Raw genomic sequence first — 19870 nt, 5'->3', positions numbered from 1 at the left:
GCTACGCTGCCTGTTCGGACGGGCTGGGAGGCAACCGGGTGAGCCAGTACTACGACAGGGGCGACGAGACCCTCTGGAACCCGTCCAACGGGGCATCCCGGTTGTTCCTGCGCCAGGTGGCGGTCTTCGAGGAAGAACTTGACCTCCCGTCCGGCATCGGGCCCATGGTGTCGGACGAGTGCCAGGTCGACCCGGCGGCGCTCGGCGTCTTCGCCCACGCACTCCTGGCCCGGCACCGACAGACTCCGCACGCCGTCGTGCGGGCTCTGACCGAGGGATTCCTCATCACGGTGCTGGCTCTCGCCGAGCGGGCGGGCGTCGAGCTGCACGGGGCGGCGTCGCTCAGCGCCGCTCCGGCTTCCGAGTTTCGCGACCTGCAGATTTCAGCGAACGGATCCGCAGCCGACAACGAGGACAGCCAGGCGTGGGAAGAGGAACTCCGCGGGAGGGCGAGGGAACTGGGCCGATTTCTGGCGCGCTGACGAGACCGCCTCTGGTCGGGCCGGCGGCCGCAAGGCCGGCGGGGAGGACATCCGGACCGGCGCGAACACCGAGGTCATCGCCAACGCGCGCCAGGACGTGCCGCGTCCGGTCGTGGAGGAGGACGCGCACCCCGAACGAGGTCGACCCGCTGGTCGTGCACGTGGCTTGACGGCGGGGCTCGACGGTCCCGTGTTCGGAGCGGAGTTGCGGTGGGCCGCTCAGTGGAGGAAGTAGTCCGGGGTGCGTCGGGTGAGGGTCGACGTCAGGGTTTGCAGGTCGGCTGTGGTGGTGTTCTTGCTGTCGGCGGACATCACGATCAGGTAGTCGCCGCGGCGGACGAAGTAGTGGAGCGTGTAGGGGCCGACCTGGCGCCAGGTGTCCGGGGTGACCTGCTCGCAGTTCTCGGCGCGCACCGTGCTGCCGAGGTCCAGGGCGTCGCAGAGCGGGGGGCGGAAGGTGTCCCGTACCGGTTGGACGGTCACCCGGACGGCTCGGTCGTCGGCGTCGTCGGCGTCGTCGGGGTTGTCGGTGGCCGGGTGGGCGGGGAGCAGGGTGAAGCCGAACCAGTGGGCGGGCTGGTTGGCCAGGGGGCTGTGCAGGCGGTAGTCGGTGAGGTCCGGGGCGTACAGCGGGACGCCGGCGCCGGTGATCTCGTCGCGGAGGTGTTCGTCCGCCTGGTGCTCGCCGAGGAGGGCGGACAGCGGCCAGCAGAGGGCGAGGACGAGGAGCAGGGCGATGCGCGGTCGCCAGCGGGGCGGTCTGGGGGCGGTCAGGACGGCCGCGAGTGCGAACAGCGCGGTGGAGGCGAACGGCAGCAGTACGTCCGGGGGGATCCGGGAGCCGGCTCGGTAGTAGAGGTTGTCGGCCAGCCAGAAGAGCAGGACGGCCACCGCGACGACCCGCCAGGCCGGGCGGACGCCCACCAGCCGCAGTGCGAGCCAGCTCAGCAGGAAGCCGGCGACGGCGCTGACCGCGAGGAACAGCAGCCCCACCCCCAGGCAGCCCCACTCCTGTTGCCGGTCGCACGGGAGGAGGCCGGCCCACGGGAGCGCGGCCAGACCGAGCCAGCAGAGCCCCAGACCGGCTCCGACCGCCGCCGACCTCGCCGTGCGCGATCCGCTGACCGCCCGCCACCGGCCCGTCCCTCGGCTGGGCGTGGCCTTCCCCCCGGTTGAGCTCACCGGCCCGCATCCTCTCCGTGCTGCTGTGCGCGCGTAGTCTGAGGAGCGAGCCTCTCGTACGGCGGCGGGGGCGGCATGAGTACGCGCACTCAGATTCGGGGGCGACGGAGCCGTGGCACCTCGGACGACGTCTACCGCAGCGCCACCGCGCGCACCGGCTGACGCCCCGCCCCTGTTCGGTTGACGGCGCGTCAGCCCGCAACAGGACTCCCCAGGTACGGTCGGACACCCGCCCGGCGGTGCAGGGCAGTCCTGATGCGGGCCGGTCCGCTCACGTCGGCGACGGTGACGGCAGCTGCGGTGCTGCGAAGGGGAGGGCCCGGCGGTGGTGACCGGGACGGGGGAGCGGAGCCTGGCCGGGCCGGGGCGGTCCGGGACGGCGGCGGCGAGACGGAGGTGCTGCGCGACTCCGCGGCGGAGGTCGCCGGGTTCTCGCTGCCCGTCACCGCCGTGGTGCTGCTGCACGCGACGGCGCTGGAGGCCGACCTGGTCGCGGTTCGCCCGGCTCGGGTACCTGCTGGTGGGCCTGCCGGCCGCCGCCTGGGTCGACCGGTGGCGCCGCAAGCGGACCGTGCTGCTCGCCGCCGACGCCGCCTCCGCGCTGGGGCGTTCTGACGGTGCCCCAGCTGTTCGCGGTGGCCCTGGCGGTCAGCGTGGCGGGGGTGTTCTTCGACGTCGCGCACACCAGCGTGCCGCCGCTGCTGGTCTCCAAACGCCGGGTCGCCGACGCCGACGCCCGGTGGCAGACCTCCGAGAACGCGATCCGGGCGGTCTCCCCGGGCGTGGCCGGCGTCCTCACCCAGAGCGTCCCGGCCCCGCTGCTGTACGGGCCGGCCGCCGTCCTGCACCTGCTGCCTTGCCTGCTGGTGCGCGGCGTCCGGCCGGACGCGGACACCGCAGCCTCCGGTGGTCCGCGCCGGCTGCGCCACGAGATCGCCGGGGGCGTCCGGATGACGGCCCGGCGGCCGGTGCTGCGGCTGCTGATCCCGCAGGCGGCGCTCAACAACCTGGGCGCGGGCGCGATCCTGGCGGTCCTACCGGTGTTCCTGCTGCGCGACCTCGGCCCGGCGCCGTGGCTGTACGGCGCGCTGTCGACGGCGGGGGCGGCGGCGGGCGTGCCTGCCTCACTGGTCGGGCCCCGGCTGCGGCGGCGGTTCGGCGAGATCCGGATGGTCTTCGTGTTCTCCGCACCGGCCCCCGTCGCCGCCGTCGGCGCACCGCTCGCCGGGCTCCTCCCCGGGGAGCGGTGCCGCTGGTGGCGACCGCCCAGGTACTGATCGGCTTCGTCGTCGTGGGCCGGACGATCGCCGCCGCGGACCTGCGGGCCCGGGTGACGCCGACCCGCTACCTGGGCCGGGTCGCGGCGGCGGCCGGTGTCGTCACCCGGGGCACCACCCCGCTGGCCGCCTCCCGGTCGGCGCCCACCGCCCTGGGGACGGGCGTCGCGCCGATGGCCGGGCCCGCCGTCCTGCTGGCCCGCTCGCCGCTGCGCGGGTACCGCACCCTGCCGGCCGCGCGGGAGGAGGACTGACGTGAGGGCGGACCGGCGCCCCGGACGGTCCGCGGGCCGCTCGGCGGGTCTTCCGGCCGAGCGGCCCCACGGGCGAACAGACGGACGGGCGGGACGGCGTCAGTGCAGGGTGCGGGCCGCCGCCGCGTCGTAGGGGCGCAGGTCGGCGGTGCGGCCGGAGAGGACCTTGGCGGCCCACTGCGGGTCCTGGAGGAGGGCGCGGCCGACGGCGACCAGGTCGAACTCGTCGCGCTCCAGCCGGTCGAGCAGGTCGTCGATGCCCTGGACCGGGGCGCCCTCGCCCGCGAAGGCGCCGAGGAAGTCGCCGTCCAGGCCGACCGAGCCGACGGTGATGGCGGGCAGGCCGGTGAGCTTCTTGCTCCAGCCGGCCAGGTTGAGGTCGGAGCCGTCGAACTCGGGGACCCAGTAGCGGCGGGTGGAGGCGTGGAAGGCGTCGACGCCGGCCTCGGCGAGCGGGGTGAGGATCGCCTCCAGCTCCTGCGGGGTCTCGGCGAGCCGGGCGTCGTAGTTGTCGGACTTCCACTGCGAGTAGCGGAAGATGACCGGGAACCGGGGCGAGACGGCCGCGCGCACCGCGGCGACCAGCTCGGCGGTGAACTTCGTCCGGGCGACCGGGTCGCCGCCGTACCCGTCGGTGCGGCGGTTGGTGCCCGCCCACAGGAACTGGTCGAGCAGGTAGCCGTGCGCGCCGTGCAGCTCGACGCCGTCGAAGCCGATCCGCTCGGCGGCGGCCGCGGCCTCGGCGAACGCGCCGATCACGGCGTCCAGGTCGGAGCGGGTCATCGCCTGCCCGGTCCCCTCGGTGCCGTCCAGCCGGATGCCGGACGGCCCGATCGCGGGGGCGTCCGGGAACGGCTGCTGGCCCTGCTTGCGCACCATGCCGATGTGCCACAGCTGCGGGACGATGGTTCCGCCCGCCGCGTGGACGTCCTCGGCGACGCGGGCCCACCCGGCCAGCTGCTCCTCGCCGTGGAAGCGCGGGATGCGGTCGCTCTGGCCGGCCGACTCGTGGCCGACGTACGTCCCCTCGGTGACGATCAGCCCGACGCCCGCGGCGGCCCGGCGGGCGTAGTACCCGCGCACGTCCTCGCCGGGCACGCCGCCGGGCGAGAACTGGCGCGTCATCGGCGCCATCGCGATGCGGTTGGGCACGGTCAGCCCGTTGATCGCGACGGGCCGGGACAGCACCTCGGCCGCCCGGGAGGCGGTGGAGCCTGCGGAGTCGGCGGAGTCGGTGCCCGGGGTGGGCTCGGTGACGGTCATCGAGGTTCCTCACGGTCGGTGGCGGCGGACGCCCGTGTACAGCTGGTCCCACGCGTCAACCGCCCTGCGCGCCGCCGCATTTCGCCTCCTCCGCCCGCCCCGCTGTGATCCGCGTCACCCGGGAGGGGCGGGTCGGGGGTGGGGGTCGCCGAACGCCGCAGCCCCGGCCCGGGGTGCGGGACGGGGCTGCGGGGAGCGCCGGAGGGCGGACGGGCGGGGGTCAGGCGGCGGCGGGGGCCGGGAGGTCCAGGCCGCGGGTGGTGACCAGGTGGGCGGTGCCGTCCACCAGGCGGTAGGAGAGGCCGACGACGGCGGTGGTGCCCGCGGCGACCGCGGCCGCCAGCGTCTGCGAACGGTCCACCAGCAGGGACACGGTGTGCCGTATGTGCTCGTCGATGAAGTCGGAGTTGTCGGTGTAGCCGGCGGCGTTGGCGGCCAGCACGCTGGGGGTGACCCGCTCGATGACGTCCCGGACGAAGCCCTCGCCGCTGGAGCCCGCGGCGACGGCCTCCCGGGTGGCGCCGACGGCGCCGCAGGAGTCGTGGCCGAGGACGACCACCAGCGGCGTGCCGAGCACGCTCGCGCCGTACTCGATGCTGCCGAGGACCTCGGGGCCCAGCACGTGGCCGGCGGTGCGGACCACGAACAGGTCGCCGAGGCCCTGGTCGAAGATGATCTCGGCGGCGAGCCGCGAGTCGGAGCAGCCGAACAGCACGGCGAACGGGGTCTGGGACGGCGCGGTCTGGGCCCGGCGGGCGGCGTCCTGGTTGGGGTGGTTCGGGGAACCGGCGACGAACCTGCGGTTGCCCGCCAGCAGCGTCTCGAAGGCGACCTGGGGGGTGAGGTGTGCGGCGTCAGTCATGCCCGCAGACTACGTCCCCCACCCGCTCCGGGCCATGCCCGGGCCACGTCCTGGACTCTCCCGCGCCGGGACCAAACCATGGTCAAAGGGGTGATCCCGGCAGAAATCGTTCGGATAGCGGCGTCCCGGCGGCGATAATCGCAGCCGTTCCGGGCCGCCGGTGCGCACATCCTCCCCCGGACGGTCGGCGGGCGCGGCGCCGACCGGTGTTGACCGTGGCCGGACGGGGCCGACCGGGCCGACCGAGCGGGGGAGGGGGCGGGAGAGGGGGACGGCGCGGCCGGACTGCTGACGGCGCTGCGCCCGGGCGGCTGGGCGCTGGTCATCTCGGGCGGCCGGGACGCGGTGCGGCGCAGGTTCGCGCCGGCCGGGCCGCCGCTGCCGGCGGTGCAGGTGGACGGGGAGGACGGGGAGGGCGTCCGGGAGGCCGAGCCGCACCCCGAGGCGTACCTGCCGGCCGCGCACCGGCCGGGCGTCGAGCCCGGGCGCGGCGGCCGGGTGCGCCGTGATCGGCCTGACGCTCTCCCGTCCGCCCGACGCGCTGCCCGGGGCCGCGCTGTGCGTACCGTCGCTGCGGGCGGCCGGGGGCCGGTCGGCGGAGCTGCCGGAGCCCTGACGGCGCCGGGTCCGGGCGGGTCGGCCGGGGTGGCGGGGCGTCAGCACATGTAGTCGGCGCTGCCCTGGTAGCGCCTGCCGGACCAGTTGATGAAGTAGATGTCGTAGACGCCGTGCCGGAAGCCGTTGCCCGCGACGTAGGTGGAGGTGCGGAACTGCTGGAACTGGCCGTCGCCGTAGTTGTTGGAGTAGGTGGCTGGGCAGCCCAGGCCGCTCAGGTTGGCGACGGGGGACGCCGCGGCGGGGCCGGCCAGCGTGAGGGCCAGGGCGCCGGCGAGGGCGGTGATGGTGAGTGCTCGGGCGGCGCGGCGCGGGGCCATCGGAACTCCTGGGGAAGTCGGCGGCGGGGCCGCCGGGGCAGGGGGCGGCCGGGCCGGGGGAGCGAGGGCCGTCCCGGCGTGCAAGATCCTGCTGGGGTGCGGCCACTCCGGTCAATGGTCTGGACCACTTGGCCGGAAGCGTGGCCGGATCGCGCCGTCCGGGTTTCCTGCTGATGCGCCGTCAGGGGCATTGTGCAGAGCTCCGGTTGGATAACGGCTCGGTGAACGCCGCTGCCCGGCCGGGGAGTTTCCTCCGCCGACCGGGCGTCGGGTGCTGCCGGGTGCTGCCGGGCGCGAGGTCAGTGGCAGCGGTACTCGGCGTTCGGCAGGTTCGACGGAATGCCAGCCGAGTTGTGGAAGACCACCTTGTAGTCGCCGTACTGGATGCCGTTGGCGGCGACGAACTTCTTGATCAGCGACTGGGTGTAAGTGCCGCCGTTGGCCTGGTTGTTGTAGACGCTCGGGCAGCCCTTGCCGCTGAGGTCGGTCGGGCCGCCGGCCGCGAACGCGGCGCCGCCGAGGGTCAGCGCGAGGGCGCTGCCCAGGGCGAGGACGGAGGCTGCCTTGGCGGTGGTGCGAGCGCGCATGGGGACTCCTTGGATCGGTCGGTCGTGGGGAGAGCCGGTGGCGGAGGGGGAGGCCCGGATCGGGCGGGGCCGCTCCGTCCCGGTGCGATCGATCCTCTGCCCGGGTCCGAACAGCGTCAATGGTCTGGACCAGTCGGGGTGAATCATGGCCGGATCGCGCCCGTTCGCCCACTTCCCGATCAGTGCCGATCACTCCGCGTCGCCCTTCGCCGGCCGAATCCGACCGCCCGGGCGCACGAATGCCGACTGATCGCCAGAAAGGGTGAACAGCCGGACGGTTGGCGAAAAGGCGGGGCGCACCGGACGGTTCCGCGCCATGATCGGACCTCGGCGGAACGGAACCGGAAGGCGGCGGGACGCGTGGTCGAGGGCCGGGAGTGGGACGACACGCTGTTCGCGGGGGCGGCCCCGTACTACGCCCGTGGCCGGCTCCCGTACGCGCCCGGGCTGGCCGACGCGCTGGCCGGGGCGCTGCGGCTGGACGGCACTGGGCGGCTGCTGGACGTCGGCTGCGGGCCCGGCACGCTCGCGCTGGGGCTCGCCGACCGGTTCGCCGAGACGGTCGGCCTGGACGCGGACGCCGCCATGGTCGCCGAGGCGGCCCGGTCCGCCGCCCGCGCCGGACTCGCCGGACGGACCCGCTGGGTGCATGCCCGGGCCGAGCAACTCCCGCACGGGCTGGGCGTGTTCGACGTCATCGCGTTCGCCCAGTCCTTCCACTGGATGGACCGGGAGCCGGTCGCCGCGACCGCCCGCGCCATGCTCCGCCCCGGCGGCACCCTGGTGCACCTCGCCGACTGGAAGTCCGAGCCGCTCCCCGCCGAGCCCGCCCCGCTGCCGCACCCGCTCGTCCCGCAGCCCGCGATCGACGCCCTGGTGCGCCGCCACCTGGGCCCGGTCCGCCGGGCCGGGCGCGGCGTCCTGCCGCACGGCACGCCCGGCGGCGAGTCCCGGGTGTACGCCCGGGCCGGGCTGCTGGGCCCCGAGCGGCTGGTCGTCCCCGGTGGACAGGCGCTGGAGCGGGACGCGGACCAGGTGGTGGCGGGCGTGCTGTCGCTGTCCTCCTCCGCGCCGCACCTGTTCGGCGCCGGCCTGCCCGCCTTCGAGGCCGAACTGCGCGCCCTGCTGCGGGAGTTCTCACCGTCCGGCCGGTTCTCGGTGCGGCAGCCCGGCAGCGAGGCCGTCCTGTGGCGCAGGCCCGGCGGCTGAGACCGGCGGTTGGGACCGGCGGTTGGGACCGGCGGCTGAGACCACTGGCCTCCGCTCAGGCGCTGCGGGAGCCGTCCGCCGGTTCGCGGTAGAGCGCCCAGGTGGCCGTGGTGAGGGCCGCCGCCGCGATCAGGGCCCAGCCGGCCTGCCCGTGCAGGACGAGCACGGAGCCCGGGACGACACCGGCGAGCATGGTCAGGGCGGCCAGGAAGCGGCGGCGCCGGCGGGGCGAGTGCGGCTCGGCGGCGAGGCTGGTGAGCGTCATGGTGAGGACGGTGGTGGTCAGGTCGGGGACGCCGAGGCTGCGGACCGTCGCGTTGCGGATGCCCATGGCCACGGCCAGCAGCGCGATCACCCCGTACTGGACGTCCCCGCCGGTGCCGGCGGCGAACACCACGCCCGCCGCCGCCAGGTGCAGCAGCGTCTCCGCGACCAGCGCGAACCGCAGCCGCCCGGCGGTCAGGCGCCCGGCGAGGGCCGCGCCGAGCAGGAACGCGGCGAGCGAGGTGATCGACCCGAGGACGGAGAAGCCGGGCGCCCCGGCCAGGGCGAAGCCGATGACGACCACGTTGCCGGTCATGTTGGCGGCGAAGACGTGCCCGAGGCCGAGGTAGCTGACGGCGTCGATCAGCCCGCTGACCACGGTGAGCCCGAACAGCGCGAGCGCGAGCGGGTCGCCGTCCTCGGTACTCGCCCCGACGGTCTTCGCTGTGGACACGGCACTCCTCCCGGAAGTTTCCCGACCCCCGGTCAGCAGTGTGCCGGACCCGCCGGTGCGGCGGCAGGTCCGGTGACGGCGTGTCAGCGGCCCGCCGGTCGAAGGCCGGTGGCGCACCGGAGGCGGGTCAGCAGCGATCGGGGAAGTGCCGGGCCAGGTCAGCCGGTGTGCTGCGCGGTGGGCGGGCGGCCGAGGACGGGGCCGAGGGGAGGCCGATCGCGTGGCGGGCCTGGGTGAGGGTGGCGGTCCAGTCGCCGGTGAAGCGGATCGCCCGGTCGTCGATGTAGACGGCGGCGCCCAGTTTCTTGTTGGTCACCAGCAGGCAGTCGCCCTGCCAGTAGGCGCGCTCCGGGTCCTCGTCCACCAGCGTCTCCAGCCCGGAGTGCTCGCGCAGCCACCCCGCCACGGCGGGGTGGAAGCGGCGCGGGCGGGCGGTCATGATGAACACCGAACGGACCCGCTTCAACGCGCGCAGCGACTCGATCGCCCCCGGGACCGGCCTGCCGTAGATCCGGCCGTCCTGCCAGCCGTCGTCGTGCGCGACCAGCGTCTGGTCGAAGTCGATGCCCACGGCGTGCGAGGCGGGCGAGGCGGGGTCGAGCGGTACGACGGTCATGGGACCGGTCTCCTTCGGTGCGGTCGCGGCCGGCTGTCGGCCGGTTCGAAGGAGGGGAGTGGGGCGGGCCGGTCCGCTTACCGGGTTCGGCCGCGTTTGGTGATCAATGCACTCCATGGAGTGAATGGAGCCGGTAAGTTCCCTGCTGGACGGGGAAGTTGGCGGAAGGCGCGGACGTGCGAGGGGGGGCAGGGCCTCAGGCCGCGGCCCACTCCGCCGGGCCGAACCAGCGCTCCAGCGCCGCCACCAGCCCGTCCGGGCCCGCCGACCCCGGCCCCGCCTCCGACCCCGGCCCCGCCTCCGACCCCGCCCCCGGCTCCGCCCCGGGCGCCTCCGCCGCCTCTCCGCCGACCCACGCCACGTGCCCGTCCGGGCGCAGCAGCACCGCGGGGGCCGGCAGCTCCGGGCAGCCGTCCACCAGCACGTCCACCCGGCCCTTCCAGCCGTCCCCGTCCAGGCCCGCGTCCGCGGACAGCCGCCCCGTCCGGTCCAGCAGCAGGCCCCGCCCGGCGTGCATCCGCTCGTACAGCCGCCCCGCCCCCGGGTCGTCCACCAGCCGCACGTCCCGCAGGCGGCGGCCCAGCAGGGCCGGGCCCGGGCCGAGGTCGTACCGGAGGTCGACCCCCGAGATGACGCCGGTGATGTACCGGTTGACGTCCGGGAAGTCCATCAGCCGGGCGAACACCCCGCGCAGCGCCACCGCGCCCGGCGCCGTGCCCAGCAGCGTCATCTGCGCCCGGGTGTGCGCGATCACCGCCGCGCCGACCGGGTGCCGCTCCGCGTGGTACGTGTCCAGCAGCCCCGGCGGGGCCCAGCCGGCCACCTCGGCGGCCAGCTTCCAGCCCAGGTTGAACGCGTCCTGCACGCCCAGGTTCAGGCCCTGGCCGCCCGTCGGCGGGTGGACGTGCGCGGCGTCGCCCGCCAGCAGCACCCGGCCCGACCGGTACCGCTCCGCCTGCCGGGTCGCGTTCCCGAACCGGGACAGCCAGCGCGGCGAGTGCACCCCGAAGTCCGTCCCCGCCACCGCGCGCAGCCGGGCCCGGAACTCCTCCAGCGTCGGCGCCGCGCGGTCCTCCGACACCCCCTCCGCCGGAACGATCACCCGGTACACCCCGCCGCCCTCGTGGTGCAGCCCGAACCGCAACTGGGTGCGCCGGACCTCCGCCACCACCTCGGCGATCCGCTCCGGCTCCTCCGTCGCCTCCAACTGCCCCAGCAGCGTCTGCACCGTCGCCGGCTCGCCCGGGAACGCCACCCCCGCCAACCGGCGCACCGTGCTGCGCCCGCCGTCGCACCCCACCAGCCAGCGCGAGCGCAGCCGCGCCCCGTCCGCCAGCTCGACCTCCACCCCCGCGCCGTCCTGGACCAGCCCGACCACCTCGCAGCCGCGCCGCAGGTCCGTGCCCAACTCCCCGGCCCGCTCCCACAGCAGCCGCTCCGTCACCGGCTGCGGCGTCGCCAGCCCGTACGGGTGCGCCGTGTCCATCCCCTCCGGCCACGGCCGCGCCTCCCCCGCGAACAGGCCGCCGACCCGGAACTCCTCGCTCACCGCCCGGAAGCGCTCCAGCAGCCCCCGCTGATCCATCACCTCCACGCTGCGGGCGTGCAACCCCTGCCCCCGGGACTCCCCGGTCGGCGCCGCCAGCCGTTCGAGCAGCACCACGCCCACCCCGTGCAGCCGCAACTCACACGCCAGCATCAACCCGGTCGGCCCGCCGCCGACCACCAGCACGTCGATCATCAACTCTCCCCGACCGCCCGGACGGTGAGAAAACACCACCTACCGGACTTCTCGCTTCTTCCCGTCTCCGACCGGACATTCTGCGCCCCCGCGGGGCCCTTGCGGCAAGGCCCCCGGTGCGCGCTACCTTGGAAGTGGCGGGGAGGCGAGGGCGCGGGGTGGCTCAGCGGACCACGTCGAAGACGTTCTTCTGCACGCCGTTGGAGAAGGCCGCGAACTCGACCAGTTCCAGCTTCTGCACGTCCTTGTCGGTGTCGCTGAACAGCCGCTTGCCCGCGCCCAGCAGCAGCGGGAACACCAGCAGGTGGTAGCGGTCGACCAGGCCCGCGTCGGACAGCGCGTGGTTCAGGCGGGCGCTGCCGTGCACGATGATCGGGCCGCCGTCGGTCTCCTTCAGGGCGGCCACCTCGTCCACCGAGCGCAGGATCGTGGTCGGACCCCAGTCGTCGACCAGGCCGTCCGGGCCGAGGGTGGTCGACAGCACGTACTTCGGCAGGGTCTTGTAGCGGGCGAACTCCGGCATGCCCGGCCACACCGGGCTGAACGCCTGGTAGCTGACCCGGCCCAGCAGCACCGCCCCGGCCTGCTCCTGCTCCCGGCCCTTGATCTCGAACGCCTCCGGGACGAAGTCGATGTCCTTGAACGTCCAGCCGGAGTTGCGGTAGCCCGGCTCGCCGCCGGGGGCCTCCATCACGCCGTCCAGGGAGACGAAGGCGGTGCTGATCAGCGTGCGCATCGGGGGTACCTCGTTCTGTCGGTGCTGCGGGGGGCAGTGCGGGCGTGTGGTGGCAGTGCGTGTGTGGCGGCGCGGGCGGGCGGGGTCAGGGGCGGTGGGCGGGTGGGACGGGCAGGGCGGACAGCCAGTGCTGCCAGGCGCTCTCGGCGGTGCGGGCGTCGGGGGCCGGCTCCGCGAACAGGTGGTGGAAGAGCAGCAGCACGCCCGCCGGGTGCAGGAAGGCGTACAGCCCGTCGGCGGTGCGGACCTCGAAGCGCTCGCCGTCCGACCACACCAACTCGCCGTCCAGCGGCGGCAGTCCGGCCGGTTCGGCGTGCACCCGGGCGCCGACCGGCGGGTCGGGCGGGAGGCCGAGGGCGGCGGTCAGCGCCGCCCGGACCTCCCCGGCGGGACGGTCGGCCGTCGGGCGGACGGCGAACACCGGGACGGCGGTGCGGCCCGCGAAGTGCGCCAGGTACTCGCGCAGGGTGTGCAGGTGGAACGGCCAGCCGCTGCGCAGCGCGTCGTACTCGTCCGCCCAGTCGTCGCCGAGCAGGCCGCTGTGCACCACCCGCAGGACGGTGCTGCCGCCGTCGCGGCCCTCGACCAGGTACTCGAAGGCCATGAACCGGCCGTCCGGGCCCGGTTCGGTACGGGTGGCGAAGCGCCTGCCCGGCTCGTACGCGGTGACGGTCGAGGTCTCCCGGTGGCCGCCGGTCTCCATCGCGGCCGTCCCGCCGACCCGGGGGTCCACCTCGTTGCGGCCCATGAACCACGCGTCGATGCCCGGGCCGGTGGCGATCGCCGCCCAGACCTGCTCCGGGTCGGCCGGCAGCGCCAGCTCGAATTCCAGCTCGAAGGGGTGCGGCACGGGATCAGCCCTCCTGCGGCGACGGGGACGGGGACGGGGACGGGTTCTGAGTCGGGGACGGGGACGGGGACGGGGTGCCGGGTGGTGCCGCGTCCGGGACCTGGTGCAGGCCGACCACCACCCGGTGGACACGGCCCTGCGGGGCCGACTCGTCGTGGTAGCGGCCCACCAGGGCGGTGACCGCCTGCGAGAGCTCCTCCGCGAACGCCGCCCGGTCGGCCGCCGAGGCGAACCGGACCCGGGCGTCGATCCCGAACGAGGCCACCCGCTGCCGGGCCCGGGCCGCGCCCGTCAGCAGCGAGCCGACCTCCTGCACCATCCGGGCACCGAGCGCCAGCAGCCAGCGCGCGGAGAGCTGGTCGGGCGAACGCGACGGGTCCGGGCTGACCGCCGCCAGCGCGGCCGGCGAGATCACGTACGAGGCCGCGGTGGCCCGGTACACCCGCTCCGTCATGCTCCCCCTGCGGCGCTCCTCGGCCAGCTCCACCAGGCCGTGCCGCTCCAACTCCTTCAGGTGGTAGTTGACCTTCTGCCGGGGCAGCCCGAGCCGGGCGGCCAGCATGGCGGCCGAGCCCGGCTCGGCCAGGGCCGCCAGCAGCCGGGCCCGCATCGGGTCCAGCGAGGCTTCGGCGGCGGCGGGATCTTCGATCACGGCGACGTCCAACACCCCTCCAGGATCGTACCGACAAATTTTTCTGTCAAGGAGGAAAAATTTTTCCGTGCGGATGCGGCCGGGGGAGGGGCGACGGCGGATGACCGGGCCCGTTTCCGGTCGGCGGAGGCCGGGCAGGCGCGCTGGCACACGTGCCGGTCCGTCGCTCCGAGGCGGACCGGACCCGATGGGAGGTCACCACGATGGGACGGCAGGAACGCCCGCTGCACGACATGGGCGGGGCGATCGGCCCCGCGGACACCGGCTGGCAGGAGCCCGAGGAGGACCGGGAGCCCGCGGACGACGGCACCGAACGCGAGCCCGCCCCGATCGGCAAGGGCGGCACGGCGAACGTGGCGGGCAGCGACGAGCAGCAGCCCGAGATCGCCGAGGGGCCGGTGCCGGGCGTCCAGCCGGACGAGCGGCTCGCGGGCGACGGCGGTGGTGGCGGTGGCGTCACCCGGGAGCTCGACCCGCCCGGTCCGCCGAAGGTGCCGTCCCGCCCGGTGCGCCCGGACGCGGTGGAGGACGCCCCCGCCGCGCTCGACCCCGAACGGGCCGCCCCGCCCGACCCGGCGGCGTTCCCCGAGGACGAGGGCCTGCCGGACCTGGAGGACGGCTCGCCCACCGCCCGGGCCGCCGCCGACCCGCAGCGCCCGTCCGTCCCCGGCGACCGGCCGGTCGCGGCGGAGTCCTTCGGCGTGACGGGCGAGGAGCAGGCCCGCGGCGAGTCCCTGGACCAGCGGCTGGCGGCCGAGCGGCCGGACGTGGGGGAGCCGGGCAGCGAGGAGGAGGACGAGCCCGCGTCGCGCCCCGGGCTGACGGCGGAGGAGGCCGCGATCCGGGTGCGCCGGGAGGGCTAGCGCAGGAGCGTCAACTCGCCTGCGGGTGAAGGGACTCGGTGGGCGGGCGAGCAGGCGGACGGGCGGACGGGCGGACGGGCGGATGGTCGGGCGGAGGGCCGGTGCCGGAGGTGGGCCGACCGGACCGGCCACCGCTCGACGGCCGGGCGGCTGGGCGGCCGGGCGGTGGGTCACCAGCGCAGGGCGGTGAAGTCGGCCGGACGGGGCGCGAGCCGGGCGGTGCGGTCGGCGAGGGTGTGCAGGCCGCGGGTGGACTCGTCGGCGGGCGGGTGCCTGCGGTCGCCGTGGCCGGGCAGCAGCCACTCGCAGCGCAGCCGAGGAGCGGTGCGGGCCGGGGAGTCGGCCGGTTCGGTGAGGGAGCACCAGGTCACCGACTCGGCGACGGCGAGGTCCGCCCGGTCGCGGGACCGGTGGCACCAGTAGAGCCAGTGGAACCAGTGGAGTGCGTCGGCGAGGCAGAGCGCGCTGCCCTCGGTGCGTCCGCACAGGTGCACGTTCTCGGCCGGGCGAAGCGGGAACGGAGCGTGGGCCTGTTCCGGGCCGCGGTCGTCGCGGCCGTCGCGGCCGTCGCGCCGGGTCGACCGGGCGGGCCGGATGCGGCGATTGGGTGAACGCCCCGGGGGTATGCGCGGGGCGGGGATGGGCGCGTGGTGGACGACGTCCTGGACGAGCAGGGCCGAGGTGGAGTCATGGCAGGGCCGCACGGTTACCGGATCACCGTCCCCGGGCGACCGGGGGCGCACGCCCCGCAGGTGGTGGTGCTGGTGTACCGCTCGGCGGAGACCACCGACGAGGGCCTCGCCGTCTACCTGAGCGCGGACGGTCTGCGGGTGACGGTGCGCGGCACGGTCGCCTGCTTCCTGGAGCCCTACCCGCCCGGCCTGTGCCACCCCTTCGGGCACGCCTACCCGTTGGCCGAGAGCTGATCGGACGGGCCGCGAGTCGGCAGGTGGACAGCCGGACCGGGCCGACCGACGAGGTGTCGGTCGGCCCGGACGGCCGCGGCCCGGACGCCTGCGGGCCGGGCCCGGCGGGTCAGGCGGCGGCGGGTCAGGCGGCGGCCGACGAGGCGGAGAAGGCGGTGACCAGGGCGCGGTCGAAGGCCGGCAGGTCGTCCGGCTTGCGGCTGGAGACCAGCGTGTTGGGGCCGTTCGTGCAGACCACGACCTCGCGGTCGACCCAGTGCGCGCCCGCGTTGCCCAGGTCGGTGCGCAGGCTGGGCCAGGAGGTCATGGTGCGGTCGCGGACGACGTCGGCCTCGACCAGCGTCCACGGCCCGTGGCAGATCACCGCGACCGGCTTGCCGTGCTCGAAGAACCCGGAGACGAACTCCACGGCCTTCTCGTCGGTGCGCAGGAAGTCGGGGTTGGCGACGCCGCCGGGCAGCACCAGGGCGTCGAAGTCGCCGGCCGAGACGTCCGCGACGGTCGCGTCCACCATGAACGAGTCGGCCCGGTCCAGGTGGTGGAAGGCCCGGATCTCGCCCGGCTCGGTGGAGACCAGGCGCGGGGTGCCGCCGTGGTCCAGGACGGTCTGCCAGGGCGAGGTCAGCTCGACCTGTTCGGTGCCCTCGGGCGCGACCAGGAACGCCACGGTCACCCCCTCCAGCTCCTGCAGCTCGCCGGTGCTGCCGGTGTCGCCGGTGCCGTTGGTGTCGCTCATGTCGGCTCTCCGTTTCTCGGTGGGTAGGCGGGAGGAGTCCCCCTCCCGGCACGTTTCACCACGAACGGCATCGGCCAAACCGGTGTGAATGGAGCAAAAGGGGCGGTCCGGCGGCCTAGGGTGGAGGCGGCGGAACGGGTGGCGGGTCGGGCGGCGGAGGTGGTGAGGCACGGTGGACGGCGAGAAGTCCGGGCTGGAGGCCACGGTCGACCGGCTGCGCACCGAACTGGAGGGGCTGCGCACCGCGATGCGCACCCGGGCGGTGATCGAGCAGGCCAAGGGCGTGCTGGTCGAACGGCTCGGCTGCACGCCCGACCAGGCCTTCGACGCCCTGGTGCGCCGCTCCCAGGACGAGAACCGCAAGCTGGCGCAGCTCGCCGCCGACCTGGTCGCCATCGCCGCCCCGCCCCCGACCCCGCGCGAGACCCCCGCCGTGGACCCCCTCGGTGCTGCCGAACCGCCCGCCGCACCGGCACGGCCCGGGGGCAGGAGCAAGGGGAGGGGCGGGGACGAGGGCCGGGCCGGAGGGGAGCCGGAGACCGAGGACGGGCTGGCCACCCGCTTCCACCTGGCCGCCGCCGCGCTCACCACCGCCACCGACCCCGACGAGCTGGCCGAACGCCTGCACCGGGCCGCCCTCGACCCGCTCGGCGCCCAGGCGCTCGTCCTCGCCGTGTGCGAACCGGACGGCGCGCTGCGGCTGGTCGGCGCGCACGGCGTGTCGTCCCGGCAGCTCAGCCAGTGGCAGCGGATCCCGCCGCGCACCCGGGTGCCGCTCACCGAGGCCGTCCGCACCGCCCGGCCGGTGTGGGTGACCGACCGGCGCGAGTTCGCGGCCCGCTACCCCGAGCAGGACGGCGACGACCTGGTCCCCGGCACCACCGTCTGCGCCCTGCCGCTGCACGCCGGCGGGCGGCTGCTCGGCGCGCTCAAGATCGGCTGGCCGGAGCGTTACCGCCCCACCCCGGCCGCCGAGGCCCACCTGGCCGCGCTCGCCGACCTGGCCGCCGACACGCTGCTGCGGCTGCCCGTGGCGCTGCTGCCCGAGGCGCCGTCCGAGGTGCTCGACCCGGTGGACGCCCCGTGGTTCCGGGCCGTCCTGGACGGCCTGCTGGACCCGGTGCTGGTGCTGCGCGCCGTCCGCGGCCAGGACGGGAAGGTCGCCGACCTGCGGGTCGAGTACGCCAACGCGCCCACCGTCGACCTGGCCGGACGGTCCGCCGCCGAGCTGCGCGGACGCCGGCTGACCGAGCTGTACCCCGGCACGGTCGCCTCCGGGACGTTCGACCGCCTGCGCACCGCCGCCGCCGACGGCATCCCCTACCGGGGCGAGGCGGAACGGTACGTCGAGACGGTCGCGGGCAGCCCCCGGGCCAGCGCGATGACGGTGTGCGCCACCCCGTTCCAGGACGGCCTGCTGCTCACCTGGCGGGCCCACGACGAACGCGACCGGCGGATCGCCCAACTCGCCCAGGCCGGCCGGCTGGCCCGGGTCGGCACCTGGGAGTGGCGCCCCGGCGAGCGTCGGATCTCCTGCTCGGACGGCGTCCCGCAGCTGTTCGGCACCCCCGCCGGAACCGACCTCCTGGACCCGCGCACCGCCCTCGACGCGATCGCCCCCGCCGACCGCGAGCCCGTCCGCGCCGCCGCCCTGGCCCTGCTGGACGGCCGCACCCCCGTCACCGTCGACTTCGCCGTCCGCGCCGCCGACGGCTACCGCAACCTGCGCGCCCTCGGCGAGGCCGCCGTCGCCGACGACGGCCGCCTGCTCGCCCTCAGCGGCGTCGTCCAGGACGTCACCCCGTGGCGGCGCGCCGAACAGGCCCTCAGCGACACCCGCGACCGCCTCGCGGACCAGCGCCGCCGCACCGGCGACGAGCAGCGCGCCGTCCACGCCCTCCAGCAGGCCCTGATGCGCGCCCCGGCCGGCCGCCCGGTCCGCGGGCTCGACAGCGCCGGCCGCTACCTGCCCGCCGAACGCGAACGCAAGGTCGGCGGTGACTGGTACGACCTGCTCGACCTGCCCGACGGCACCGTCCTGCTCGCCATCGGCGACGTCTCCGGGCACGGCCTGACCGCCGCCGTCGCGATGTCCCAACTCCGGTACGCGCTGCGGGGGATCGCCTACGACGGCGCCCCGCCCGGGCAGATCCTCGACCGGCTCGACCGGATGCTCTGCCACCAGCGCGCCGACCACATCGCCGCCGTCACCGTCGCCCGCCTCGACCCCCGCACCGGCCACCTCGCCTGGGCCCGGGCCGGCCACCTGCCCCCCGTCCTGCTCCGCGACGGCACCGCCCGCAGCCTCGACCCGCCCCCCGGCCTGGTCCTCGGCGTCACCCCCGGCGCCCACCGCCCCACCGCCGAACTCCACCTCGCCCCCGGCGACACCCTGCTGCTCTACACCGACGGCCTGATCGAGCGGCGCGGAGCCGGCCGCCGGGGCGGCGCCGAGAGCGGGGACCGGGCCGGGGGCGGTACCGGGAACGGTGCCGGTGCCGGGGCCGACCTGGACAGTGGTGTCGGCCGACTGCTGCACGCCTGCGCCGACTACCGGGCCGACCCGGACCCGGCCGAACTGCTCGACCACCTGCTGCGCCGCTTCGGCGCGCCCAACCCCTTCGACGACATCTGCCTGCTCGCCGTCCGCCGCCGCCCGGGCGCGCACCGGGGGTGAACCCCCGGGTGCGGTTCCGCGGTGCCGGGCAGGGGTGTACGCCGCAGGTGCACCTGCGGCGTACACGTTCCGGGGTCACTCCTCGTCGCTGGCGATCTCGATGCAGGCGAGGTCGATCTGGTCGGCGAGCTGGCGGACCAGGTCGGCGAGGGCACCGGTGGTCGCCGGGTCGAGCCAGCTGTCCTCGCGGGCCGCCCACTCCTCCCACTCCCCGGGCAGCGCCCGCAGCAGTTCGACCACCTGGAGGGCCGGAATGGCCAGGCCGCCGGACAGTCCGCAAATCACCGGAACACTGAGTCGCTCCACGGCGTCCACCTCCTCCTGCGCTTGCGTCGTACGTCCACGTGCGGTGTTCATCCGGGCGTCTGCCCGGGGCCGTCGGGGGGAAACGGAGCCGCGCCGCGGCCGCGACGGCGGTGGCTGGTGTCGCACAGCGGGTAGCGGCGGCTGCGGCGGCAGGTGCAGACCGCGACGACCGGGCGGTCGCAGGGCAGGACGGTGCCGTCCGGGAGGAGCAGCTCCACCGGGCCGTCGATCAGCAGCGGGCCGCGTTCGGTCAGCCGGACCCGGGGCGGGGGCGGTCCGGCGGCGTGGGACGGTTCAGTCGCGGACACCGCGGATCACCACCAACTCCTCGGTGCGGACGCCGGGTTCGATCAGCCCGATCTGTTCGAACCACGGCGCGCGCGCGGTCATCACCGGGCCGAACTCCTGCCGCCGCCGGGCGGCGACCGCGGTCCGCAGGCCGGCGGCGCGCAACTGCCGCACCGTGGCCTCGGGCCGGGCCAGCGAGGACTGCACGAGCAGCAGCACCCCGCCCGGGGCGAGCAGCGCGGGCACCCGGCGGCACAGCCGGTCCAGCAGCAGGCGCCCGTCCGGCCCGGCGTCCCAGGCCCGGGCGGGGCCGGGCGGCGGCGGTCCGGGGCGCGGCGCGGGCACGTACGGGGGGTTGCTCAGCACCAGGTCGTACCGGTCGCCCGGGGCGGGCGCGGTGAGGTCGCGGTGCCGCACGCGCAGCGGGAGGCCGTGCAGGTGGGCGTTGAGCCAGGCGGTGGCGAGCGAGAGCCGCGACAGGTCCACGGCGGTCACCCGGCAGCCGCGCCGGGCGGCGGCCAGGGCGAGCGCGCCGGAGCCGGTGCCGATGTCCAGGCACCGGGCGCCGGGCCGCAGCGGTTCCCGGCCGAGCACGTCCAGCAGCAGGGCGGTGTCCCCCTGGGCGGCGTACACGCCGGGCGGTCGTAGCAGCAGCATGCGTCCGCGTATGCCCGACCGGCCGGGGGCGACACCTCGGGGACGGGGACGGG

23 protein-coding genes are annotated in these 19870 nt (G+C 75.9%); 7 read left to right on the top strand and 16 right to left on the bottom strand.

Features of this window, described 5'->3' with window-relative positions; translation table 11 throughout:
• Positions 1-38: 38 nt before the first annotated feature.
• On the top strand, positions 39-482 hold the full coding sequence (locus tag ACIQVD_RS30545; RefSeq protein ID WP_400685431.1) for a DUF6086 family protein: 444 nt from the start codon (positions 39-41) through the stop codon (positions 480-482).
• A 219-nt stretch (positions 483-701) separates the two neighbouring features.
• On the opposite strand, the gene ACIQVD_RS30540 is transcribed toward ACIQVD_RS30545, so the two are convergent.
• Positions 702-1475: a hypothetical protein gene (locus tag ACIQVD_RS30540; RefSeq protein ID WP_402292367.1), complete on the bottom strand. Its 774-nt coding sequence runs from the start codon at positions 1473-1475 to the stop codon at positions 702-704.
• Between the two features lie 806 nt (positions 1476-2281).
• Between ACIQVD_RS30540 and ACIQVD_RS30535 the strand changes: the two genes are divergently transcribed.
• Together ACIQVD_RS30535 and ACIQVD_RS30530 are read left to right on the top strand one after the other, a co-directional pair.
• A complete protein-coding gene (locus tag ACIQVD_RS30535; RefSeq protein ID WP_402292366.1) occupies positions 2282-2941 on the top strand; it encodes an MFS transporter in 660 nt (219 codons plus the stop codon).
• Entirely contained in the window at positions 2920-3195 is a 276-nt protein-coding gene (locus ACIQVD_RS30530; protein WP_402292365.1) for a hypothetical protein, read from the top strand. The genes ACIQVD_RS30535 and ACIQVD_RS30530 overlap by 22 nt, the downstream gene beginning before the upstream one ends.
• Positions 3196-3294: 99 nt before the next feature.
• On the opposite strand, the gene ACIQVD_RS30525 is transcribed toward ACIQVD_RS30530, so the two are convergent.
• The 4 genes from ACIQVD_RS30525 to ACIQVD_RS30510 form a co-directional block, all read right to left on the bottom strand.
• Entirely contained in the window at positions 3295-4458 is a 1164-nt protein-coding gene (locus ACIQVD_RS30525) for an NADH:flavin oxidoreductase (RefSeq protein ID WP_400685423.1), read from the bottom strand.
• Between the two features lie 220 nt (positions 4459-4678).
• A complete protein-coding gene (locus ACIQVD_RS30520) occupies positions 4679-5320 on the bottom strand; it encodes a carbonic anhydrase (protein WP_100834884.1) in 642 nt (213 codons plus the stop codon).
• Between the two features lie 656 nt (positions 5321-5976).
• A complete protein-coding gene (locus ACIQVD_RS30515) occupies positions 5977-6255 on the bottom strand; it encodes a hypothetical protein (protein ID WP_402292363.1) in 279 nt (92 codons plus the stop codon).
• A gap of 299 nt (positions 6256-6554) precedes the next feature.
• Positions 6555-6842 carry a hypothetical protein gene (locus tag ACIQVD_RS30510; protein ID WP_400685420.1) on the bottom strand — a complete coding sequence of 96 codons (288 nt, stop codon included), beginning with the start codon at positions 6840-6842 and terminating at the stop codon, positions 6555-6557.
• 360 nt (positions 6843-7202) lie between these two features.
• On the opposite strand from ACIQVD_RS30510, the gene ACIQVD_RS30505 reads away from it, so the two are divergent.
• Complete coding sequence (locus ACIQVD_RS30505; RefSeq protein WP_402292362.1) at positions 7203-8051, top strand: class I SAM-dependent methyltransferase; 849 nt, start codon at positions 7203-7205, stop codon at positions 8049-8051.
• A 55-nt stretch (positions 8052-8106) separates the two neighbouring features.
• Here the strand turns inward: ACIQVD_RS30505 and ACIQVD_RS30500 are convergent, their stop codons facing one another.
• From ACIQVD_RS30500 to ACIQVD_RS30475, 6 genes are all read right to left on the bottom strand, one after another.
• Entirely contained in the window at positions 8107-8769 is a 663-nt protein-coding gene (locus ACIQVD_RS30500) for a YoaK family protein (protein ID WP_402292361.1), read from the bottom strand.
• Positions 8770-8896: 127 nt separating this feature from the next.
• Complete coding sequence (locus ACIQVD_RS30495; RefSeq protein WP_400685412.1) at positions 8897-9385, bottom strand: hypothetical protein; 489 nt, start codon at positions 9383-9385, stop codon at positions 8897-8899.
• A gap of 196 nt (positions 9386-9581) precedes the next feature.
• Positions 9582-11126, bottom strand: coding sequence for an FAD-dependent monooxygenase (locus tag ACIQVD_RS30490; RefSeq protein WP_402292360.1), 1545 nt, complete (start codon positions 11124-11126; stop codon positions 9582-9584).
• A gap of 163 nt (positions 11127-11289) precedes the next feature.
• Positions 11290-11862, bottom strand: coding sequence for a dihydrofolate reductase family protein (locus ACIQVD_RS30485; RefSeq protein WP_402292359.1), 573 nt, complete (start codon positions 11860-11862; stop codon positions 11290-11292).
• Positions 11863-11947: 85 nt separating this feature from the next.
• Positions 11948-12712 (bottom strand): SRPBCC domain-containing protein, encoded by a 765-nt coding sequence (locus ACIQVD_RS30480; RefSeq protein ID WP_402292358.1) that lies wholly within the window; start codon positions 12710-12712, stop codon positions 11948-11950.
• 4 nt (positions 12713-12716) lie between these two features.
• Positions 12717-13379, bottom strand: coding sequence for an ArsR/SmtB family transcription factor (locus ACIQVD_RS30475; RefSeq protein ID WP_402292356.1), 663 nt, complete (start codon positions 13377-13379; stop codon positions 12717-12719).
• 188 nt (positions 13380-13567) lie between these two features.
• On the opposite strand from ACIQVD_RS30475, the gene ACIQVD_RS30470 reads away from it, so the two are divergent.
• A complete protein-coding gene (locus ACIQVD_RS30470) occupies positions 13568-14227 on the top strand; it encodes a hypothetical protein (protein WP_400693954.1) in 660 nt (219 codons plus the stop codon).
• Between the two features lie 170 nt (positions 14228-14397).
• Here ACIQVD_RS30470 and ACIQVD_RS30465 read toward each other — a convergent pair whose 3' ends face one another.
• Complete coding sequence (locus ACIQVD_RS30465; protein WP_402292355.1) at positions 14398-14721, bottom strand: hypothetical protein; 324 nt, start codon at positions 14719-14721, stop codon at positions 14398-14400.
• Positions 14722-14874: 153 nt separating this feature from the next.
• Here ACIQVD_RS30465 and ACIQVD_RS30460 point away from each other — a divergent pair, with 153 nt between their 5' ends.
• Complete coding sequence (locus tag ACIQVD_RS30460; RefSeq protein WP_402292354.1) at positions 14875-15153, top strand: DUF6296 family protein; 279 nt, start codon at positions 14875-14877, stop codon at positions 15151-15153.
• Positions 15154-15277: 124 nt separating this feature from the next.
• Here ACIQVD_RS30460 and ACIQVD_RS30455 read toward each other — a convergent pair whose 3' ends face one another.
• Entirely contained in the window at positions 15278-15826 is a 549-nt protein-coding gene (locus ACIQVD_RS30455; protein ID WP_400693966.1) for a type 1 glutamine amidotransferase domain-containing protein, read from the bottom strand.
• A gap of 235 nt (positions 15827-16061) precedes the next feature.
• Here ACIQVD_RS30455 and ACIQVD_RS30450 point away from each other — a divergent pair, with 235 nt between their 5' ends.
• Positions 16062-18566, top strand: coding sequence for a SpoIIE family protein phosphatase (locus tag ACIQVD_RS30450; protein ID WP_402292353.1), 2505 nt, complete (start codon positions 16062-16064; stop codon positions 18564-18566).
• A gap of 75 nt (positions 18567-18641) precedes the next feature.
• On the opposite strand, the gene ACIQVD_RS30445 is transcribed toward ACIQVD_RS30450, so the two are convergent.
• The 3 genes from ACIQVD_RS30445 to ACIQVD_RS30435 are packed head-to-tail and all read right to left on the bottom strand — an operon-like array spanning position 18642 to position 19817.
• Positions 18642-18872 (bottom strand): DUF6213 family protein, encoded by a 231-nt coding sequence (locus ACIQVD_RS30445; protein ID WP_400693944.1) that lies wholly within the window; start codon positions 18870-18872, stop codon positions 18642-18644.
• Between the two features lie 47 nt (positions 18873-18919).
• Entirely contained in the window at positions 18920-19180 is a 261-nt protein-coding gene (locus ACIQVD_RS30440; RefSeq protein ID WP_402292352.1) for a CDGSH iron-sulfur domain-containing protein, read from the bottom strand.
• Positions 19167-19817, bottom strand: coding sequence for a HemK2/MTQ2 family protein methyltransferase (locus ACIQVD_RS30435; RefSeq protein WP_402292351.1), 651 nt, complete (start codon positions 19815-19817; stop codon positions 19167-19169). Before ACIQVD_RS30435 ends, ACIQVD_RS30440 begins: the two co-directional genes overlap by 14 nt.
• Between the last annotated feature and the right edge of the window lie 53 nt (positions 19818-19870).

The organism is Kitasatospora sp. NPDC090308 (assembly GCF_044769485.1).
Classification (GTDB): Bacteria; Actinomycetota; Actinomycetes; order Streptomycetales; family Streptomycetaceae; genus Kitasatospora; species Kitasatospora fiedleri.
The sequence above is the reverse complement of the archived record's forward strand: the minus strand, read 5'-3'. Positions and strand labels throughout refer to the sequence as shown.

What these genes read in the sequence shown, in the direction of transcription:
- ACIQVD_RS30520 (WP_100834884.1), bottom strand. Translation starts at nt 5,320, where the DNA reads ATGACTGACGCCGCACACCTCACCCCCCAGGTCGCCTTCGAGACGCTG.
- ACIQVD_RS30490 (WP_402292360.1), bottom strand. Translation starts at nt 11,126, where the DNA reads ATGATCGACGTGCTGGTGGTCGGCGGCGGGCCGACCGGGTTGATGCTG.
- ACIQVD_RS30485 (WP_402292359.1), bottom strand. Translation starts at nt 11,862, where the DNA reads ATGCGCACGCTGATCAGCACCGCCTTCGTCTCCCTGGACGGCGTGATG.
- ACIQVD_RS30525 (WP_400685423.1), bottom strand. Translation starts at nt 4,458, where the DNA reads ATGACCGTCACCGAGCCCACCCCGGGCACCGACTCCGCCGACTCCGCA.
- ACIQVD_RS30435 (WP_402292351.1), bottom strand. Translation starts at nt 19,817, where the DNA reads ATGCTGCTGCTACGACCGCCCGGCGTGTACGCCGCCCAGGGGGACACC.
- ACIQVD_RS30515 (WP_402292363.1), bottom strand. Translation starts at nt 6,255, where the DNA reads ATGGCCCCGCGCCGCGCCGCCCGAGCACTCACCATCACCGCCCTCGCC.
- ACIQVD_RS30510 (WP_400685420.1), bottom strand. Translation starts at nt 6,842, where the DNA reads ATGCGCGCTCGCACCACCGCCAAGGCAGCCTCCGTCCTCGCCCTGGGC.
- ACIQVD_RS30470 (WP_400693954.1), top strand. Translation starts at nt 13,568, where the DNA reads ATGGGACGGCAGGAACGCCCGCTGCACGACATGGGCGGGGCGATCGGC.
- ACIQVD_RS30495 (WP_400685412.1), bottom strand. Translation starts at nt 9,385, where the DNA reads ATGACCGTCGTACCGCTCGACCCCGCCTCGCCCGCCTCGCACGCCGTG.